Raw genomic sequence first — 17,463 nt, forward strand, 5'->3', positions numbered from 1 at the left:
ACGTCAATAGGTTATTAATGAAATTCAGTGCTGTGATCCTTGCTGCGGGTAAAGGTACCCGTATGTATTCAAACATGCCTAAAGTGCTACACACTTTGGCAGGGAAGCCAATGGCAAAACATGTGATTGATACATGTACAGGTCTTGGCGCACAAAACATCCACTTAGTATATGGTCACGGTGGTGATCAAATGCAGCAAACGCTAGCAGAAGAGCCTGTAAACTGGGTACTGCAAGCGGAGCAACTAGGTACAGGTCATGCGGTTGATCAAGCGTCTCCGAAGTTTGAAGACGATGAAAAAGTACTGGTGCTTTACGGTGATGTTCCACTGATTTCAGCTGAAACGATTGAAAACCTATTAGATGCACAGCCAACAGGCGGTATTGCGCTACTAACAGTGATTCTAGATAACCCGACAGGCTACGGTCGTATTATCCGTAAGAATGGTCCTGTTGTTGCGATCGTTGAACAAAAAGATGCAACAGAAGAACAAAAACAAATTAAAGAGATCAACACTGGCGTGATGGTTGCGACTGGTGGGGATCTTAAGCGTTGGTTGTCTGGCTTAAACAACAACAACGCACAAGGCGAATACTACCTAACTGACGTTATTGCAGCTGCACACGATGAAGGTCGTGCCGTTGAGGCAGTACACCCAGTCAATGCCATTGAGGTGGAAGGGGTCAATGACCGCGCACAGCTTGCTCGTCTAGAGCGTGCTTTCCAGTCAATGCAAGCTCAGAAACTACTAGAGCAAGGTGTCATGCTACGCGATCCAGCACGCTTTGATTTGCGTGGTGAGTTACAGTGCGGTATGGACTGTGAAATCGACGTGAATGTTATCATCGAAGGTAAAGTTTCACTGGGTGATAACGTGGTTATCGGTGCGGGTTGTGTACTGAAAGATTGTGAAATCGACGACAACACCATCATTCGCCCTTACAGTGTGATTGAAGGTGCAACGGTTGGTGAAGAATGTACGGTTGGTCCATTTACTCGCCTTCGTCCTGGTGCTGAAATGCGTAACGATTCCCATGTGGGTAACTTCGTTGAAGTGAAAAATGCGCGCATCGGAGAAGGTTCAAAAGCGAACCACCTAACTTACTTAGGTGATGCAGAGATCGGCCAACGTACTAACATCGGTGCAGGTACTATCACTTGTAACTACGATGGTGCGAACAAGTTTAAAACCATCATCGGTAATGATGTTTTTGTTGGTTCTGATAGCCAGCTGGTGGCGCCTGTCACTATCGCTGATGGCGCAACCATCGGTGCAGGCACGACACTAACAAAAGATGTTGAAGAAGGTGAGTTAGTAATTACTCGCGTCAAAGAGCGCAAAATTACTGGCTGGCAGCGTCCTGTAAAACAGAAATAAACATTACCTGCACTCACTCTATCGCTATACTGTCAAAGCCGCTCAACAAGAGCGGCTTTGTTGTTTCTAGCTCTGGCTTCATCGTTAGTAGCTAGGAATAGCAATACGTTTTTCGAGCCAACGAACGGCTTGAGATACAAATAGGATGAGCAACAAGTACTCCAAAACGAGGAAGGTATAAATTTCTAGGGGTAAGTACTCATTCACCACCAGCTCATTAGCACGGCGAGTGAGATCGCTTAAACCAATCACGCTGACTAAAGAACTCATCTTGAGAATGTAGACAAATTGATTGCCCAGTGGAGGGAGGATTTGTCGAAACGCTTGGGGAAGAATTACCAAGCGCATCTTTTGCCAATAGCTTAAGCCCAAAGACTCAGCTGCTTCATGCTGGCCACGGCTGATAGCTTGTATCCCACCGCGAAACACTTCCGCCATAAACGCACTCTCAGCGATAGTCAGTGCAATAACACCCGCCCAAAAGTGATTGAGTGAGACATCCAATAGCGTAGGCATGCCGTAATACACCCAAAGTAGTAAGACTAAAACTGGCACTGAACGGATCACCTCGACATAAATACGGTTTATCCACTTCAGAGAGGCAGAGTCCGACAGAGCGGGTAACGCAACGATCAGGCCCAAGCTCATCGCAAATAACATACTGAGGAGTGATACCTGAATGGTGTCATTAAACCCAGCGATTAAAAACTTTAGATTGGTGAGCCCTTGATCCGTCGAAGGGTCAAGTACATACCAGCCCCATTGATAATCTGAACAACCAGTGAGTAATAGCAATGAAAATAGCCATAGAGTTCGAAACGTCACATTTACTCCCTGAATTAACTAAAAAACTTCCTTTGTTGCTGCTATGTTATCAGTAGAGCTCTAATAATGGTTAATTATTAAACCGTATAAGGTCATTATTTTTAAGGGAATAAAAATGAGAAAGATTTTACTAGTGCTAGGAATGTGTTTGCTTGCTGTGACTCAAGTCGCTCACGCTGAAAGCCGTCTTCAATCCATTTTAGACAATGGCGTACTCCGAGTTGGAACGACGGGAGATTGGAATCCGATGACGATGAAAGACCCCGCGACAAACAGTTATCGTGGCTTCGATATCGATGTAACAACAGAACTTGCTAAAGATCTCGGTGTAAAAGTGGAGTATGTTCCCACGGATTGGAAGACGCTAGTTAATGGCATTACCGCCAACAAGTACGATATTACTGGCAGCGCATCTCTGAACATGTCGCGCGCGAAAGTAGCTGGATACAGCCAGCCATATTTCTACCTTGCCTTTGTACCTGTGGTGCAAAAGAAAGATCTCGCCAAATTCTCTGATTGGGCGGATTTTAATAAACCAGAAGTAAAAGTCGCGGCGACGTTAGGTACGGTACAAGAAAAAATGGTTAAGGAGTTCTTCCCGTCTGCTCAGCATATTGTTATTGAAGCGCCAGCGCGCGACTTCCAAGAACTACTAGCTCGCAGGGCCGATGTATCGGTGACGTCCAATGTGGAAGCAGCGACGTTGGTGGACAAGTTTAAACAGTTGGCGATAGTGCCAGTGACCGCACCGCGTAAACCAACCCCAATTGCTATGTTGTTGCCGCAAGACGATCAAGTATGGATTAATTACATCAATCACTGGGTTGAGTTGAAAAAGACTCAAGGCTTTTTTAAGCAGACTGCCAAGAAGTGGGGGTTGAAAAGCTTATAAACAGAAAGAGCCGCATTGCGCGGCTCTTTTTATTATTTGAACGATTAAAGTTCGTCTTCACTCACGACTCGGGCGTTGTCAGGAGTCGTAAAGTGCTTGGATAATTCGCGATTCGACAGAATGTATCCCATCCACAGCCCACCCATACAGATGATGATTGCGATGCCAGTAACCATCTGAGCTTGGCTTGCCATTGCGGCTACCAATGCACTTGAGAAGCTACTTACACAGATTTGCAGGCTGTTTTGCAGACCTGCTGCTGTTGCAGGGCTCTGTTGTGCGCTGGCCAGTGCACGGTTTACCACTATTGGGTACAGCGCGCCGTTAGCGACGGCAATCAAACAGAATGGCGCAAGAATAGGCCAAATCGATGACAGCTCCCACTGTGAAGCAATGAAAATCATTAATGCCGCGACACTAAATAGGCCAATCAGTTGGCGTAGAACCTTTTCATCACCAAATTTTCGAACGCCGACTTTACCTAAGTAGCCACCAGCCATAAACGCGATAGTTTGTGGGATAAAGCTCAAACCAATATCTTTTGCTTCGTAGCCCAGTTGCGCCATGATTTCTGGCATCCCAGTTAGGTAAGCAAAGAATGCAGCTGAAGCCGTCGCAAACATAAACACGTTGCCAAGGTATTTTTTAGAACTCAGTAGCGCTTTGATGTCGGCAGATATACTGGTTTGTTTGATTTCTGCTTTCTCGTCTTTTTGTGCCATGGTCGCAAAGACCAAAAAGACACCAACCAGTGTTAGCGTAATAAAGATACTGTGCCAGCCGAAGTTATCTGCCAACACAACCCCTAATTGAGGTGCTAGTGCTGGTGATAGCGCGACGAGTGGCATGATTGTCGCAAAAATTTGTTGGCTACTGCTTGAGTAGCGCTTAATGACCATAGCCTGCCAGATCACGGCTGGTGCACACACACCGATAGCTTGGATAAAGCGCAGTGTGAGTAGTTGCCATACTTGATCACAGAAAGCCAAACCGAATGACGCGATAGTAAATAGCACCAACCCGGCTGCGAGTGTATTACGATGGCCAAATTTATCGGATGCCAATCCCCACATTAGTTGGCCAATCGCCATACCAACGAGGAATACCGTTAAAGAGAGCGCAATTTGCTCAGGGCCTGTTGCAAAGTCGATTTCCATCGCTTTGAATGCTGGCAGATACATATCGGTAGCAACGAAGCCAAGCATCGATAATGCTGCCAGATAAATGAGCTGTAGTTTTGAGATTTTCATGATTCAACCAGTCAAATTATTTAATCATTTTTTAATCAACATCAGTTGGCGCCAACCCTGATTTATTTACCTTATTATTCTATTTTTCGATTTTGAGAAAATAAAACGCTAAAATTGTTGGTTATCAATCAAATTTTTTGAAAGGTTAAATCATGTTCTCTAAAGCGTCTTTGGAAATGCTGGATACGGTTGCCCGTTTAGGCAGTTTCACCGCTGCGGCTGAGGTATTGCATAAAGTCCCCTCAGCCATCAGCTATGGAGTAAGGCAGGTCGAGCAAGATTTAGATGTGGTGCTGTTTCGACGTTTACCAAGGAAAGTTGAGCTAACTCCAGCGGGTGAACTTTTTATGGCCGAGGCACGCTCTTTGCTGCGTCAAATGGAAGAGGTGAAAGCACAAACGCGGCGAGCGGCTCAAGGATGGAAAAGCACGTTAAAGCTGACCTTAGATAACGTGGTGAAGTTAGAAAAACTCAAACCTTTGGTGGAAGATTTTTATCGCGAGTTTGAATTTGCTGAATTGCAGATCAATATGGAGGTCTTCAATGGTTCTTGGGAAGCCATAGCACAAGGTCGAGCCGACATTGTCGTTGGCGCGACGTCTGCGGTTCCCGTTGGTGGGGATTTTGAAGTCAAAGATATGGGCGTATTAGATTGGGCATTTGTGATGTCACCCGCTCATCCTTGCGTTCGACAACAAGTGCTTACTGAAGAGTTTGTGAGTCAATTTCCGGCGATCTGTCTTGATGATACTTCGAACGTGCTGCCAAAACGCCATACTGGCCATTATCCGCAACAGCGCCGATTATTATTGCCCAATTGGTATAGTGCGATTGAATGTTTAAAAAATGGGGTGGGCGTGGGTTACATGCCACGTCATATTGCAACACCCTTAATCAATGATGGTGTGCTGGTGGAGAAGGTCATGCCGGATGATAAACCGCTCAGTCACTGCTGCTTAGTATGGCGCAAAGATGATAATCATAAATTGATCCAGTGGATGGTGGACTATCTTGGGTCGCCTAATCAGCTACATAAAGATTGGTTACAGTCATAAAAAAACACCTCGCATTAGCGAGGTGTTTTCATTGATATGTTTGAAATGTGGCGTTTTATGACAAGAAAAACTTATACGATGGGTTGTCTGTCTCGTCTTTGCATTGATAGCCAAGTTCACGTAAATGTGCAGAAAACTGAGCTAAATCGCTTTCATCTAACTCGAAACCACATAAAACACGTCCGTAGTCAGCGCCGTGGTTACGGTAGTTGAACAAACTGATATTCCAGTGTGTGCCGAGTGTGCTTAAGAACTTAAGTAGCGCCCCAGGATACTCTGGGAATTCAAAGCTGTAGAGGCGCTCTTTAAGCGGCTTAGACGGCTTACCACCAATCATGTAGCGCACGTGCAGCTTCGCCATTTCATCATCAGACAAATCAACCACTGGGTAGCCACCATCACGTAAGTCGTGAATGATATGTTCTAGCTCTTCCTGACCGCCTTGCAAACGCACACCGACAAAGATATTTGCCAATGCGTCATCGTTGTAGCGGTAGTTAAACTCCGTTACGGCGCGGCCGCCAATGAGGTTACAGAACTCAAAGAAGGCACCTTGACGCTCAGGAATGGTGACGGCAAGCAAACCTTCACGTTTCTCACCAAGCTCGCAACGCTCAGAAACATAACGTAAGCCATGGAAGTTAGTGTTGGCACCAGACAGCACAGTACCTAAATTCTTACCTTGCAGTTTGTTTTGCTCAGCAAACTTCTTCAAACCCGCCAGAGCAAGCGCGCCAGAAGGCTCTGCAATCGCACGGGTGTCTTCAAAGATGTCTTTTACTGCTGCGCAGATTTCATCGCTAGAGACGGCAATATGGCCATCAATGTACTTTTGGCATAGACGGAAAGTCTCTTCGCCAATGCGTTTTACAGCGACGCCATCGGCAAACATGCTGACTTGGTCTAGTACTACTGGCTCACCAGCATCCAAAGCAGCTTTGAGGCATGACGAATCTTCTGGCTCAACTGCAATCACTTTGATTTCTGGCATGAGCTGCTTCACAAGTACCGCAACACCCGCAGCCAAACCGCCACCACCGACAGGGACGAAAATGTAATCAAGGTGACCATTTTGCTGCAGCATTTCCATGCCTATGGTGCCTTGACCTGCAATCACCAGTGGGTGATCGAAAGGAGGGACAAATGTGTACCCATGCAGATCAGAAAGGCGTTCCGCTTCCGCTTTTGCCTCATCGAAGTTGCTGCCGTGCAGCACTACATTGCCACCGAAGCCACGTACCGCATCGACTTTGATGTCTGGTGTGGTTTTAGGCATCACGATGGTGGTTTTGATGCCTAGCTTAGTACCAGAGAGCGCCATGCCTTGAGCGTGGTTACCTGCCGATGCTGCAATGACACCAGCGGCTTTTTGTGCTTCAGATAAACTCGCCACCATGTTGTATGCACCGCGCAATTTGAACGAGTGTACGGGTTGGCGATCTTCACGCTTGATCTGGACGTTATTCCCGATACGTGCAGATAAACGAGGCATTTCTTGCAGTGGCGTCACTGTTGCTACTTCATAAACAGGTGCGCGAAGGATTTGGCGCAGATAATCTGCGCCAGTTTGGTTCACTTGTTTTTCGGGTTGAGCTTCCATCATTGCTAGCCCTCTAGCTTCGACTTGTCTCGTACTGCACCCTTGTCAGCACTGGTTGCCATACTCGCGTACGCTTTGAGTGCAAATGAAACTTCACGTTGGCGGTCAACTGGTTTCCAGCCTAGTTCGTCTTGTTTTGCACGGCGCTCAGCAAGTTCTTGTTCAGACACTTGGAGTGAAATTGAACGGTTTGGAATATCAATTGCAATCATATCGCCTTCTTTTACCAGGCCAATTGCACCGCCGTTTGCTGCTTCAGGAGAGGCGTGGCCGATAGAAAGACCTGATGTGCCGCCAGAGAAACGGCCGTCAGTCAGAAGTGCACACTCTTTGCCAAGGCCCATCGATTTTAGATAAGTGGTTGGGTAAAGCATTTCTTGCATGCCCGGACCACCTTTAGGGCCTTCGTAACGGATAACAACCACGTCGCCAGCTTTTACTTTGCCGCCTAAGATGCCTTCTACGGCGTCTTCTTGGCTTTCGAAAACTACGGCTGGGCCAGTGAATTTATGAATGCTCTCATCCACACCAGCAGTCTTAACGATACAACCATCTAATGCGATGTTGCCTGATAGAACGGCTAGGCCACCTTCTTGGCTAAAGGCATGATCGATAGTACGAATACAGCCTTCCGCACGGTCGTCATCAAGGCGATCCCAGCGGCAATCTTGTGAGAACGCTTGAGTAGTACGAATTCCCGCAGGACCTGCGCGGTAGAACTTAAGTACTTCTTCGTCTTCAGTTTGGATGATGTCGTATTTCGCCAGCTGCTCTTTCATCGAAAGGCCAAGCACGGTGCGCGCATCATTGTGTAGAAGACCTGCACGATCTAACTCACCAAGAATTGCCATGACGCCACCAGCGCGGTGTACGTCTTCCATGTGATATTTCTGGGTAGATGGTGCCACTTTACATAGGTGTGGTACTTGACGTGATAGGCGATCGATATCTTCCATATCGAAATCCACTTCACCTTCTTGCGCCGCGGCAAGTAGGTGCAGAATGGTGTTGGTTGAACCGCCCATTGCGATGTCCAATGCCATTGCGTTTTCGAACGCATCAAACGTAGCGATGTTGCGCGGCAGTGCTGATTCGTCATCTTGCTCGTAGTAACGACGAGTCAGTTCAACGATACGACGGCCTGCATTAAGGAACAGTTGTTCACGGTCAGCGTGCGTTGCCAGCATAGAACCGTTGCCCGGCTGAGAAAGACCCAGGGCTTCTGTTAGACAGTTCATCGAGTTTGCAGTGAACATGCCTGAACACGATCCACACGTTGGACATGCGCTGCGTTCGATCTGCTCGCTTTGCTCATCAGACACTTTTGGATCCGCGCCTTGGATCATCGCATCTACAAGGTCTAGTTTGATGATCTGATCAGAAAGCTTGGTTTTACCCGCTTCCATTGGACCACCAGAAACAAAGATAACCGGGATGTTGAGACGCATAGATGCCATCAACATTCCCGGAGTGATTTTGTCACAGTTAGAGATACATACCATGGCATCGGCACAGTGCGCGTTGACCATGTACTCCACAGAGTCTGCGATAAGTTCGCGTGAAGGCAGTGAGTACAGCATGCCGCCGTGACCCATTGCGATACCATCATCAACCGCGATGGTGTTGAATTCTTTTGCGATGCCGCCGGCTTTTTCGATTTCACGCGCTACAAGCTGGCCCATGTCTTTCAGGTGTACGTGACCCGGAACAAATTGAGTAAACGAGTTTACAACGGCGATGATTGGTTTACCGAAGTCTTCTTCTTTCACACCCGTTGCACGCCACAGTGCTCGTGCACCCGCCATGTTACGACCATGTGTGGTGGTAGCTGATCTATATTTTGGCATTTCCTAATCCTTCTTACTTCTGTTCTGGGTACACATAGTCTAACCAGCCCCACTTATCTTCCGTGGTGCCGTCAAATAGGCCAAAGTAGGCTGCTTGTAGTTCTTTAGTGATAGGGCCGCGCTTACCAGTGCCCACTTCAATCTTGTCGATGGTTGCCACTGGTACAATCTCAGCCGCAGTACCTGTCATGAAGACTTCATCGGCAAGGTAAAGGGCTTCACGAGCAATGTTCGCTTCACGGACTTCGTAGCCTTTATCGCGTGCAATTGTCATGATCGAGTCGCGAGTGATGCCCGGTAGAATCGCGCTAGTTGCTGGTGGTGTGGTGATTACGCCATCTTTGATAACGAAGATGTTTTCACCAGCCCCTTCCGATAGGTAACCATCTACGCTTAGCGCAATACCTTCGTCGTAACCGTGACGACGCGCTTCACCACCAACCAGTAGTGAAGATAGGTAGTTACCGCCTGCTTTAGCTGCAGTTGGGATGGTGTTTGGCGCAGCGCGGTTCCAGCTTGAAATCATCGCATCGACACCTTTTTCTAGCGCTTCTTCGCCTAAGTAAGAGCCCCAAGGAAATGCTGCAATGATTAGATCCATCTCAGTGCCAACTGGTGGACATACGCCTAAGCCAACATTACCGACAAAACCCAATGGACGAATGTAAGCGCTGTCGAGTTTGTTTTGGCGCAGTGTTTCGCGGGTCGCTTCCATGATTTCTTCTACAGAGAAAGGGATCGGAAAGCGGTAAATCTTGGCAGAATCTTTTAGACGTTGTGCATGCTCACGGTGACGGAAGACAATTGGGCCTTTTGGTGTGTTGTAACAGCGCACGCCTTCAAACACGGATGTACCATAGTGCATTGCGTGAGTCAGAACGTGAACGTTCGCCTCTGCCCATGGAACCATCTCACCATTAAACCAAATGAAATCTGCAGTTTTCGTTGCCATTTGTTGCCTTCCTTATGCACTTACGTGTTGTTGTAAGTTGTGATTTGGCAGTTCATCGTTGCGGATTTTTAGCACCTCAACCTTACGAACGTCCCACAACTTCTCTATTTGATTGATCAAAAACGAGATTGGTCGATCGCTGTCGACGATGATCTCGACGCTGGCTACTTTGCTTTCGTGGTTTTGCGTAGCAGCGACTTGTTTGATCACGAAGCCTCGGTGACGAATCACACGTAGAACGCGCTCCAACAGTACCGGTTTGTCATCGGCTTTGATGTCGAGTAAATATCTGTCCATGCGATTGTCTCCTATGTATTTTCCAACATATCACTGTTTGATGCGCCAGGTGGCACCAATGGCCACACGTTTTCTTCTTCATCAATCAAAACGTGAAGCATGTAAGAAGTTTCACTCGCTAGCATCTCTTTGAGAGCAGGTTCGACTTCTTCTTTCTTGGTGATGGTTTTGCCCGGGATATCGAACGCTTTTGCTAACATCACGAAATCTGGGTTGTCATCAAGAATGGTTTCACTGTGGCGACCGTCAAAGAACAATGACTGCCATTGGCGAACCATGCCAAGACGTTGGTTATTAAGAAGGACAATCTTCACTGGAATCTGACGACGCTTCAGCGTGCCCAATTCCTGAACGTTCATCATAAATGAACCGTCACCTGTAATAAGGATAGACTGATCATCAGGACGTGCGACTGCAGCACCCATCGCCGCTGGCAAGCCAAAGCCCATGGTGCCAAGGCCAGCAGAAGTGATGAAATTTTGTGGTTCGCGTGGCTGGATATGTTGCGCTGCCCACATCTGGTGCTGACCGACGTCGGTCGAGACAATTGAGCTATCTGGCATCATGTCAGACAGCTGTTTAAGCAATAGCGGTGCGTAGATTAACTCGCCCGGGTGGTCGTAACGCCACTTAAAGCCGCTGCGCAGACTTTCACTGTGATGAACCCACGGTGAGATATCTTGAGTCAGTTCTAGCTGAGGGAGAATGGTGTTGATGTCGCCACGTAATGGTGCGTTGGCGTGGCGCAGTTTATGAATCTCCGCAGCATCAATGTCGATGTGAATCACTTTCGCATTTGGTGCAAACGTATCGAGCTTACCCGTCACACGGTCATCAAAACGCGCGCCAACCACAATCAATAGATCAGCTTCTTGAACCACTAGGTTGGCGGCTTTGGTGCCATGCATACCCAACATACCAAGATAGTGGGGATCATGGCGTTCAATGGTACCGAGGCCTTTTAATGTGCTAACTGCAGGCATTGGGTTTAAGCGAAGAAATTCGCGTACTGCATCGGTTGCTTTCGCAAGTTGCACGCCACCACCAACATACAACACTGGGCGAGTAGATGCTGCCAGCACATCTTGCGCACGTTTGATATCTTCAGCGCTGACATCTTCGATTGCTGGTGCTATGTATGGAGGAAGAAGGTCTGTGGGTGCTTGAGCGAGTTGAACGTCTTTGGCGATATCGACAATGACTGGACCCGGACGACCGGTTTTTGCGACCTCAAAGGCTTCGGCAAGTGTCGGAGCTAGATCTTCAATTTCGGTCACGAGATAGCTGTGCTTAGTACAGGCTAGGGACATTCCGATCACATCCATTTCTTGGAATGCATCGGTACCGATATGAGAGCTAGCAACCTGGCCTGTGATGGCAACTAGAGGTACGGAGTCAAGGAAAGCGTCGGCAAGGCCGGTAACAAGGTTAGTGGCTCCTGGGCCAGAAGTTGCCATGCACACAGCAACGTCTTGAGTGGAACGAGCCATCCCGATAGCTGCCATAGCGGCCCCTTGCTCGTGACGGCATAGGATGTGTTCCACCCCACCGTCATACAAAGCATCATAGATTGGCATGATGGCCCCGCCGGGGTAGCCAAAAACGGTTTCGATGCCTTGCTGTCTTAAAGCGGCTACGACAAGTTGTGCACCAGTCATCGTAAACCTCCTTTGCTACGTTGTGGCTCGTAGCGATTGCCATATTTATTGCACTTCATGTGCACTCCCATTCTTCCCGTTAAACTGTCCGAGGGTTAGACAGATGACAACTTGTAGTTGTAAAAAAACCCCCGGACTTTTCAGTGCGGGGGTTTTTTGTAATTTGTGGTTACCTTTCGCCCACAATACCCCGCGCGGTGCCAATAATGACCACGATAATCAGGGCTAGCAGTGCGTTGATATGAGCGAAAAGGTTCATCTGTCTGTCGTTCTTTTTTCGTTAAAAAATGTTGTGTAATGTTCTACGAAATTGTTTGCGTCATTAGTGGTATCACACAATTCCGCTGCATGACAAGCAAAAAGTCATTCTTTTTTCACATTAACTCTCAATTGGGACGCGGTATATAACATAACCAACCAGATAAAACATTTGTTTACAGAGTGTTCAAAAAAATTGAGGAACGTATGGGGCTGGCAATCATTCATAGTCGAGCAAGCGTCGGGGTGCAAGCGCCATCGGTTAGTGTAGAAGTTCATATCAGCAACGGCATGCCAGGGTTTACCTTAGTAGGCTTGCCAGAGACAACGGTAAAAGAGTCCAAAGATCGCGTACGCAGTGCGATCATTAATTCTAACTTTCAATTTCCTGCTAAGCGGATCACCGTGAACTTGGCTCCGGCAGATCTACCCAAGGAGGGAGGACGTTTTGATCTTCCTATTGCATTGGGAATTTTGGCCGCTTCGGAGCAAATCGCGACAGATAAGCTCAAAAACTACGAATTTGTTGGTGAGTTAGCACTATCTGGTGGTCTGAGACCTGTAAAAGGTGTGCTGCCTGCTGCGCTGGAAGCTAGTAAGATTCAACGCCATTTGGTCGTCCCACATGTGAATGGCGATCAGGCGGCGCTGGTGGGGAAGGAACAACATAAATCGGCCCAATCATTACTGGAAGTATGTGCCGAGCTTTGTGGTCAACATCGACTGAATCTTTTTCAAACGCCTAAGCGAAAAACGATCGAAAAACATGGTCGAGACTTACAAGATATTATTGGCCAACAACAAGGTAAGCGAGCACTGGAGATTGCTGCCGCTGGAAACCACAACTTACTTTTCCTTGGCCCGCCAGGTACTGGAAAAACGATGTTGGCTTCGCGTTTGTGTGACTTATTACCGGAAATGAGTGACGAAGAAGCAATGGAAACCGCTTCGGTGGCATCGTTGACTCAGAGTGAAATTAATGAGCATAACTGGAAGTCGCGTCCGTTTCGTTCTCCGCATCATTCAAGTTCAATGGCGGCATTAGTCGGCGGTGGCTCGGTACCCAGACCAGGGGAGATCTCTTTAGCCCACAACGGGTTATTGTTTCTCGATGAAATGCCCGAATTTGATCGTAAAGTTCTAGACTCGTTACGCGAACCGCTCGAATCTGGCGAGATCATTATCTCTCGAGCGCAAGGTAAAACACGCTTTCCGGCTCGCTTCCAATTAGTTGGAGCCTTGAACCCAAGCCCGACAGGATATTACGAAGGCAATCAAGCGCGCACCAATCCACAAGCTATTTTGCGCTACCTTGGTCGATTATCTGGACCACTGTTAGATCGCTTTGATATGTCTTTAGAAATCCCAGCTTTGCCCAAAGGGACATTAGCAGAAGGTGGTGATCGCGGTGAGCCGACTGCTATCGTAAAAGCGCGTGTGAGCCATGCGCGTAACAATATGCTAAACCGCAGTGGTAAGGTCAATGCACTGCTAGGTAGTCGAGAAATTGAGGCGTTTTGTCCCTTGCACAAGAGTGATGCTGAGTTTCTTGAAACCGCTTTGCACCGTTTAGGACTCTCGATTCGTGCGTATCATCGTATTATCAAAGTGGCGCGAACAATCGCCGATCTGGATGGGGCGGAGCAAATTGAACGAACGCACTTGGCCGAGGCACTTGGGTATCGAGCGATGGACCGTTTACTGAAACAGCTTACGGCGCAAGCGGTATAGACAGCAAAGTGTCATCGCAACAAGTTTTGTAAGCACCTTGTTGCGATGAAGGACGTTAGAAGGTGTAGTTGAGACCAAGCGACAATAGGTACTCTTTCTCCTCATAAAACGTGATATTCGAGTCAGTTTGGCTATAGCCGGCTAAAGAAATGAACGACCAGTCTTGCCAGTCAAATACGTTTTGATATTCGTAGGCCGCAAATAGGCTGATGGTGTCGTCATTTCGTGTTTTAGCAAAAGTTTGGCTAGCGGCTTTATAGTCTTTCCATGCATAACCCGCTGTGAGGGCCAATCGATGGCGGTTGATAAATTTAAACCAGCTAATGTCAAATCCGTACGAATCAAATGACTCCGCTTTACCGTCGGCATCTTGATTGATGTAGGTGAAAGCGGGTTGCAACATAGACGTTTGGTTGAGTGGAATGCGATAGTCGCCTTTGACATAGTAAAGGTTAGCATCGCGAGCAAGTGAGCGGTCTGTCACTTCCTCCTGCTCGATGTCTTTATCAGCATAAGCAAGATCAAGGTTGAAGTTTTTATCAATTAACCCTTTGATCTGAAAGCGATACGCATTGCCGTCAACATCCGTCTCTTTACGTGCGGTTCCTACTTGATAAGGGTTGCGCCAAGTTTCGCCTTTGAGTACCGTCGGCAGATAGGAAACATCGAGCACGGTGCCAGATTGTAGCTCGTGTTGATAGCCCAACTGAAAAGCGAGTGTACCTACCGCGACATCTGAGCGTGTGGTACCGGCGTAAACTTGGTGGTTGAGTCGGCTACCAAAGGTGTATGTCACACTCCCTAGCGGTGCAGCGATAACGGAACTGTCACTATCGGCACGCTTATCGAGAGAATCGATGGTGTTACTATTTTCTGTATTGAAATTGGATTCTGATGATATGAATCCGGCATTCAGCGAAATTTCACCGCCAAAACCTGCGGTTTCAGCGAGTTGAGCCTGAGCAGAACTGACGACAAAGGCCAAAGGCAAGAGAAGTAGCCTTGGTTTCATTCGTTATCTCCTTGTTGTCGAATGAGTGGTGCACATATTGGTTGCGGTAACAAATCTGACCATTCCCACGCATGTTCCAATGTGGCAAAGGCGCAGTATAATTACACGCTGTTTTATTCTTCACACATTATCACTGTTGTTTGACTATCATGTTGGCATATTTGTTATTTTTTTTTAACGCTTCTTTTGTGATTCTCAATTCTGCGGTTTGTTCACTCGCAATTTGTGTTATCGCTGTATTTAAAATATTGCTTCCTGGCGTAAAGCTAAAAGCGATAGCGACCGCTTGTGCCAATAAGGTGATGTGGTTATGGGCTACCGTTAATGCGTGCATTCTGGCGGTATCTAACCGTGTTGAGTGGGATGTTCAGGGCGGTGAAGCGCTTAAAAAAGACGGGTGGTATCTGCTGATCAGTAATCATCTCAGTTGGACAGATATTGTTGTGCTTTGCTGCGTGTTTAAAGACCGTATTCCCATGCCGAAGTTTTTCCTCAAGCAACAACTGCTGTATGTGCCTTTCATCGGGATGGCGTGTTGGGCGCTCGATATGCCATTTATGCGTCGCTATTCGCGAGAGTATCTGATCCGCAATCCTCATAAGCGAGGTCAAGATTTAGAAACGACACGTCGCTCGTGCGCTAAATTCAAACACACTCCAACCACAGTGGTTAACTATGTCGAAGGAACCCGATTTACCGAAGAAAAGCAGCGTAAGAGTAAAGCAAACTATCAATATTTGCTGCAACCAAAATCGGGCGGGATTGCGTACACGTTAGCGGCGATGGGGGAACAGTTCGAGAGCATTATCGACGTTACGTTGGCGTACCCAGAAAATACGCATAAACCGTTCAAGGATTTATTGATGGGCCGCATGAGCAAGGTGGTTGTGCGTGTAAATGTGTTACCCGTTGATGAAAGAGTGCTTGGTGATTACTTCAACGATAAGCCCTATAAGCGGCAATTTCAACAATGGCTGAGTGATGTGTGGCAAGAAAAAGATCGGTTACTACAAGAGATTTACAAGTAAACAAAAGGGGAGCGACGTGCTCCCCTTTTGATTGATATCGATGTGCTTATTTTAGTGTCAGCAAGTAGTTCACCAGAGAGAAGTACTCATCCATCGTTTTGATGCTTTGTGCTTGAACTAGGTATTTGTTGTTAACGATAACCGCAGGAACGCCGGTTAGACCGCTGTTTTCAAATTGCTTGTCCATACGGCGAACCATTGAATCAACCGCGAAGCCTTTGAATGCAGAATCGAATTTTTTCGCATCTACACCTTCATCAAGGAAGATTTGACGAAGTTCTTCATCATTACGTGGTGCTTTCTTTAGATTGTGGATGCGGTTAAACATCACTGGCACCATTTTGTCTTCCACTTTTAATGCAACCATCGTTGCGTAGGCTTTGCTCATTGATGGGCCCATGTTGCCACCCATGAAAGAAACGTGGTTTTTTAATAGCTTAGTACCTTCTGGTAACTGCTTTTTCAGTTGCTGGATAACCGGTTCAAAGCTATTACAGTGCGGGCAGTAGAAAGAGAAAAACTCCGTCACAAGAGGTTTTTTTGATGCCTCAAGATCCAATACTTTGTAATGTTCACCTTCTTTGAATTGCGCTGCATGTGCCGACAGGCTTAACATCAGCATAGAAAACAGTGCGAACAGTTTTTTCATCGAAATATCTCCATTTTTGAATTTTTGGCCTGACTTACCACTGAGGCATTAAAGACAGCGGTGCTTCTTCTAAAGCGGCGATCTGCTCTTTAAATGCAAGGACCTGACCTTCCCAGTATTTTGGCTCATTAAACCATGGAAAAGCGAGAGGAAATGCAGGGTCATGCCAACGTTTTGCTAGCCATGCCATATAGTGCACCATTCGTAGACCGCGAAGTGGCTCGATTAGTTTCAATTCTGCAGGATTAAAGTCGCAAAACTCTTGGTAAGCCTCTAAAACAATATCCAACTGCATCAGTTTGTCTTGGCGTTCACCGTTCAATAGCATCCATAAGTCTTGTACTGCAGGGCCGTTACGAGCGTCATCCAAATCAACAAACATAGGGCCATCTCGCCACAAAATATTGCCTGGGTGGCAATCGCCATGCAAACGAATCATATTGAAGCCTTCTTGCCAGTGGCTTTCAATTGATTTGATCAGCATATCCAAGTCATTGAAGAAGCTGTTCTCCAAGTGCATTGGAATCATATTGGCGTTTTGCAGAATCTCTCTTGGTTGATACAGGTATTCTTGTAAGCCGATCGTAGGGCGATGTTGGAACGCTTGGCGGCTGCCGACTTTATGGATGCGGCCAAGGAAACGCCCTACACCTTCGAGCTGATCTAAATTGTCAACCTCGTATTGGCGACCACCCACGCTATCAAACAGCGCAAAAGCATAGCCTTGATAGTGATGCAGGGTTTCACCGTTGATGCGCACAGGTGGTGCGACGGGTATCTCATTGCCAATCAGCTCTAAAGTAAAGTCGTGCTCCTCTTGGATCTGTTCATTGCTCCAACGTTCAGGACGGTAAAACTTGACGACATAACGACGACGCTCTTCGTCAGTAAATTGATAAACACGGTTTTCGTAGCTATTGAGGGGAAGAAAGCCTGATTCTGCGCGAACGCCGATGCTTTCTAACGCGTACCACATAAAGTCTGGGGTAAGGGCGTCAAAGTTAAACATACTTTGGGACATATAAACAAA

15 protein-coding genes are annotated in these 17,463 nt (G+C 47.1%); 5 read left to right on the top strand and 10 right to left on the bottom strand.

Annotation, left to right across the window (positions count from 1 at the left end; all coding sequences use genetic code 11):
- The first annotated feature begins 17 nt into the window (after positions 1 to 17).
- Entirely contained in the window at positions 18 to 1,379 is a 1,362-nt protein-coding gene (glmU, locus tag J4N40_RS00080; protein WP_025768924.1) for a bifunctional UDP-N-acetylglucosamine diphosphorylase/glucosamine-1-phosphate N-acetyltransferase GlmU, read from the top strand.
- A gap of 84 nt (positions 1,380 to 1,463) precedes the next feature.
- Here glmU and J4N40_RS00085 read toward each other — a convergent pair whose 3' ends face one another.
- Positions 1,464 to 2,204 (bottom strand): amino acid ABC transporter permease, encoded by a 741-nt coding sequence (locus J4N40_RS00085; protein ID WP_005383852.1) that lies wholly within the window; start codon positions 2,202 to 2,204, stop codon positions 1,464 to 1,466.
- Between the two features lie 115 nt (positions 2,205 to 2,319).
- Between J4N40_RS00085 and J4N40_RS00090 the strand changes: the two genes are divergently transcribed.
- Positions 2,320 to 3,096 carry a transporter substrate-binding domain-containing protein gene (locus J4N40_RS00090; RefSeq protein ID WP_017821564.1) on the top strand — a complete coding sequence of 259 codons (777 nt, stop codon included), beginning with the start codon at positions 2,320 to 2,322 and terminating at the stop codon, positions 3,094 to 3,096.
- Positions 3,097 to 3,140: 44 nt separating this feature from the next.
- Here J4N40_RS00090 and punC read toward each other — a convergent pair whose 3' ends face one another.
- Positions 3,141 to 4,346, bottom strand: a complete 1,206-nt coding sequence (gene punC, locus J4N40_RS00095; RefSeq protein WP_115386380.1) for a purine nucleoside transporter PunC — start codon at positions 4,344 to 4,346, stop codon at positions 3,141 to 3,143.
- A gap of 152 nt (positions 4,347 to 4,498) precedes the next feature.
- Between punC and punR the strand changes: the two genes are divergently transcribed.
- Entirely contained in the window at positions 4,499 to 5,401 is a 903-nt protein-coding gene (punR, locus tag J4N40_RS00100; protein WP_017821565.1) for a DNA-binding transcriptional activator PunR, read from the top strand.
- A gap of 55 nt (positions 5,402 to 5,456) precedes the next feature.
- Here the strand turns inward: punR and ilvA are convergent, their stop codons facing one another.
- From ilvA to ilvG, 5 genes are read right to left on the bottom strand one after another with little or no spacing between them, the layout of a single operon-like run.
- Positions 5,457 to 7,004 carry a threonine ammonia-lyase, biosynthetic gene (ilvA, locus tag J4N40_RS00105; protein WP_017635600.1) on the bottom strand — a complete coding sequence of 516 codons (1,548 nt, stop codon included), beginning with the start codon at positions 7,002 to 7,004 and terminating at the stop codon, positions 5,457 to 5,459.
- 2 nt (positions 7,005 to 7,006) lie between these two features.
- Entirely contained in the window at positions 7,007 to 8,848 is a 1,842-nt protein-coding gene (gene ilvD / locus J4N40_RS00110) for a dihydroxy-acid dehydratase (protein ID WP_005383859.1), read from the bottom strand.
- A gap of 13 nt (positions 8,849 to 8,861) precedes the next feature.
- Positions 8,862 to 9,800 carry a branched-chain-amino-acid transaminase gene (gene ilvE / locus J4N40_RS00115; RefSeq protein ID WP_005378953.1) on the bottom strand — a complete coding sequence of 313 codons (939 nt, stop codon included), beginning with the start codon at positions 9,798 to 9,800 and terminating at the stop codon, positions 8,862 to 8,864.
- A gap of 12 nt (positions 9,801 to 9,812) precedes the next feature.
- Complete coding sequence (ilvM, locus tag J4N40_RS00120; protein ID WP_005378958.1) at positions 9,813 to 10,097, bottom strand: acetolactate synthase 2 small subunit; 285 nt, start codon at positions 10,095 to 10,097, stop codon at positions 9,813 to 9,815.
- 11 nt (positions 10,098 to 10,108) lie between these two features.
- Positions 10,109 to 11,755, bottom strand: coding sequence for an acetolactate synthase 2 catalytic subunit (gene ilvG / locus J4N40_RS00125; RefSeq protein ID WP_005378960.1), 1,647 nt, complete (start codon positions 11,753 to 11,755; stop codon positions 10,109 to 10,111).
- Positions 11,756 to 12,220: 465 nt separating this feature from the next.
- On the opposite strand from ilvG, the gene J4N40_RS00130 reads away from it, so the two are divergent.
- The gene (locus J4N40_RS00130; RefSeq protein WP_005383862.1) at positions 12,221 to 13,744 is read left to right on the top strand and encodes a YifB family Mg chelatase-like AAA ATPase; all 1,524 of its coding nucleotides are present in this window, start codon (positions 12,221 to 12,223) and stop codon (positions 13,742 to 13,744) included.
- Between the two features lie 55 nt (positions 13,745 to 13,799).
- Here J4N40_RS00130 and J4N40_RS00135 read toward each other — a convergent pair whose 3' ends face one another.
- Positions 13,800 to 14,756 carry a DUF2860 domain-containing protein gene (locus J4N40_RS00135; protein WP_213870506.1) on the bottom strand — a complete coding sequence of 319 codons (957 nt, stop codon included), beginning with the start codon at positions 14,754 to 14,756 and terminating at the stop codon, positions 13,800 to 13,802.
- A 149-nt stretch (positions 14,757 to 14,905) separates the two neighbouring features.
- Here J4N40_RS00135 and yihG point away from each other — a divergent pair, with 149 nt between their 5' ends.
- Positions 14,906 to 15,784, top strand: a complete 879-nt coding sequence (yihG, locus tag J4N40_RS00140; RefSeq protein ID WP_167415551.1) for a 1-acylglycerol-3-phosphate O-acyltransferase, YihG family — start codon at positions 14,906 to 14,908, stop codon at positions 15,782 to 15,784.
- 46 nt (positions 15,785 to 15,830) lie between these two features.
- Here yihG and J4N40_RS00145 read toward each other — a convergent pair whose 3' ends face one another.
- Together J4N40_RS00145 and J4N40_RS00150 are read right to left on the bottom strand one after the other, a co-directional pair.
- Complete coding sequence (locus tag J4N40_RS00145) at positions 15,831 to 16,433, bottom strand: thiol:disulfide interchange protein DsbA/DsbL (RefSeq protein WP_005379036.1); 603 nt, start codon at positions 16,431 to 16,433, stop codon at positions 15,831 to 15,833.
- A 34-nt stretch (positions 16,434 to 16,467) separates the two neighbouring features.
- Positions 16,468 to 17,454: a serine/threonine protein kinase gene (locus J4N40_RS00150; RefSeq protein WP_005379037.1), complete on the bottom strand. Its 987-nt coding sequence runs from the start codon at positions 17,452 to 17,454 to the stop codon at positions 16,468 to 16,470.
- Positions 17,455 to 17,463: the final 9 nt, after the last annotated feature.

The sequence above is a fragment of the Vibrio sp. SCSIO 43097 genome (assembly GCF_023650755.1).
GTDB lineage: Bacteria > Pseudomonadota > Gammaproteobacteria > Enterobacterales > Vibrionaceae > Vibrio > Vibrio alginolyticus.

Coding starts and splice junctions, on each gene's coding strand:
- J4N40_RS00145 (WP_005379036.1), bottom strand. CDS start 16,433: ATGAAAAAACTGTTCGCACTGTTTTCTATGCTGATGTTAAGCCTGTCG.
- ilvG (WP_005378960.1), bottom strand. CDS start 11,755: ATGACTGGTGCACAACTTGTCGTAGCCGCTTTAAGACAGCAAGGCATC.
- J4N40_RS00130 (WP_005383862.1), top strand. CDS start 12,221: ATGGGGCTGGCAATCATTCATAGTCGAGCAAGCGTCGGGGTGCAAGCG.
- punC (WP_115386380.1), bottom strand. CDS start 4,346: ATGAAAATCTCAAAACTACAGCTCATTTATCTGGCAGCATTATCGATG.
- ilvA (WP_017635600.1), bottom strand. CDS start 7,004: ATGATGGAAGCTCAACCCGAAAAACAAGTGAACCAAACTGGCGCAGAT.
- yihG (WP_167415551.1), top strand. CDS start 14,906: ATGTTGGCATATTTGTTATTTTTTTTTAACGCTTCTTTTGTGATTCTC.
- ilvE (WP_005378953.1), bottom strand. CDS start 9,800: ATGGCAACGAAAACTGCAGATTTCATTTGGTTTAATGGTGAGATGGTT.
- J4N40_RS00135 (WP_213870506.1), bottom strand. CDS start 14,756: ATGAAACCAAGGCTACTTCTCTTGCCTTTGGCCTTTGTCGTCAGTTCT.
- J4N40_RS00150 (WP_005379037.1), bottom strand. CDS start 17,454: ATGTCCCAAAGTATGTTTAACTTTGACGCCCTTACCCCAGACTTTATG.
- ilvD (WP_005383859.1), bottom strand. CDS start 8,848: ATGCCAAAATATAGATCAGCTACCACCACACATGGTCGTAACATGGCG.
- glmU (WP_025768924.1), top strand. CDS start 18: ATGAAATTCAGTGCTGTGATCCTTGCTGCGGGTAAAGGTACCCGTATG.
- punR (WP_017821565.1), top strand. CDS start 4,499: ATGTTCTCTAAAGCGTCTTTGGAAATGCTGGATACGGTTGCCCGTTTA.
- J4N40_RS00090 (WP_017821564.1), top strand. CDS start 2,320: ATGAGAAAGATTTTACTAGTGCTAGGAATGTGTTTGCTTGCTGTGACT.
- ilvM (WP_005378958.1), bottom strand. CDS start 10,097: ATGGACAGATATTTACTCGACATCAAAGCCGATGACAAACCGGTACTG.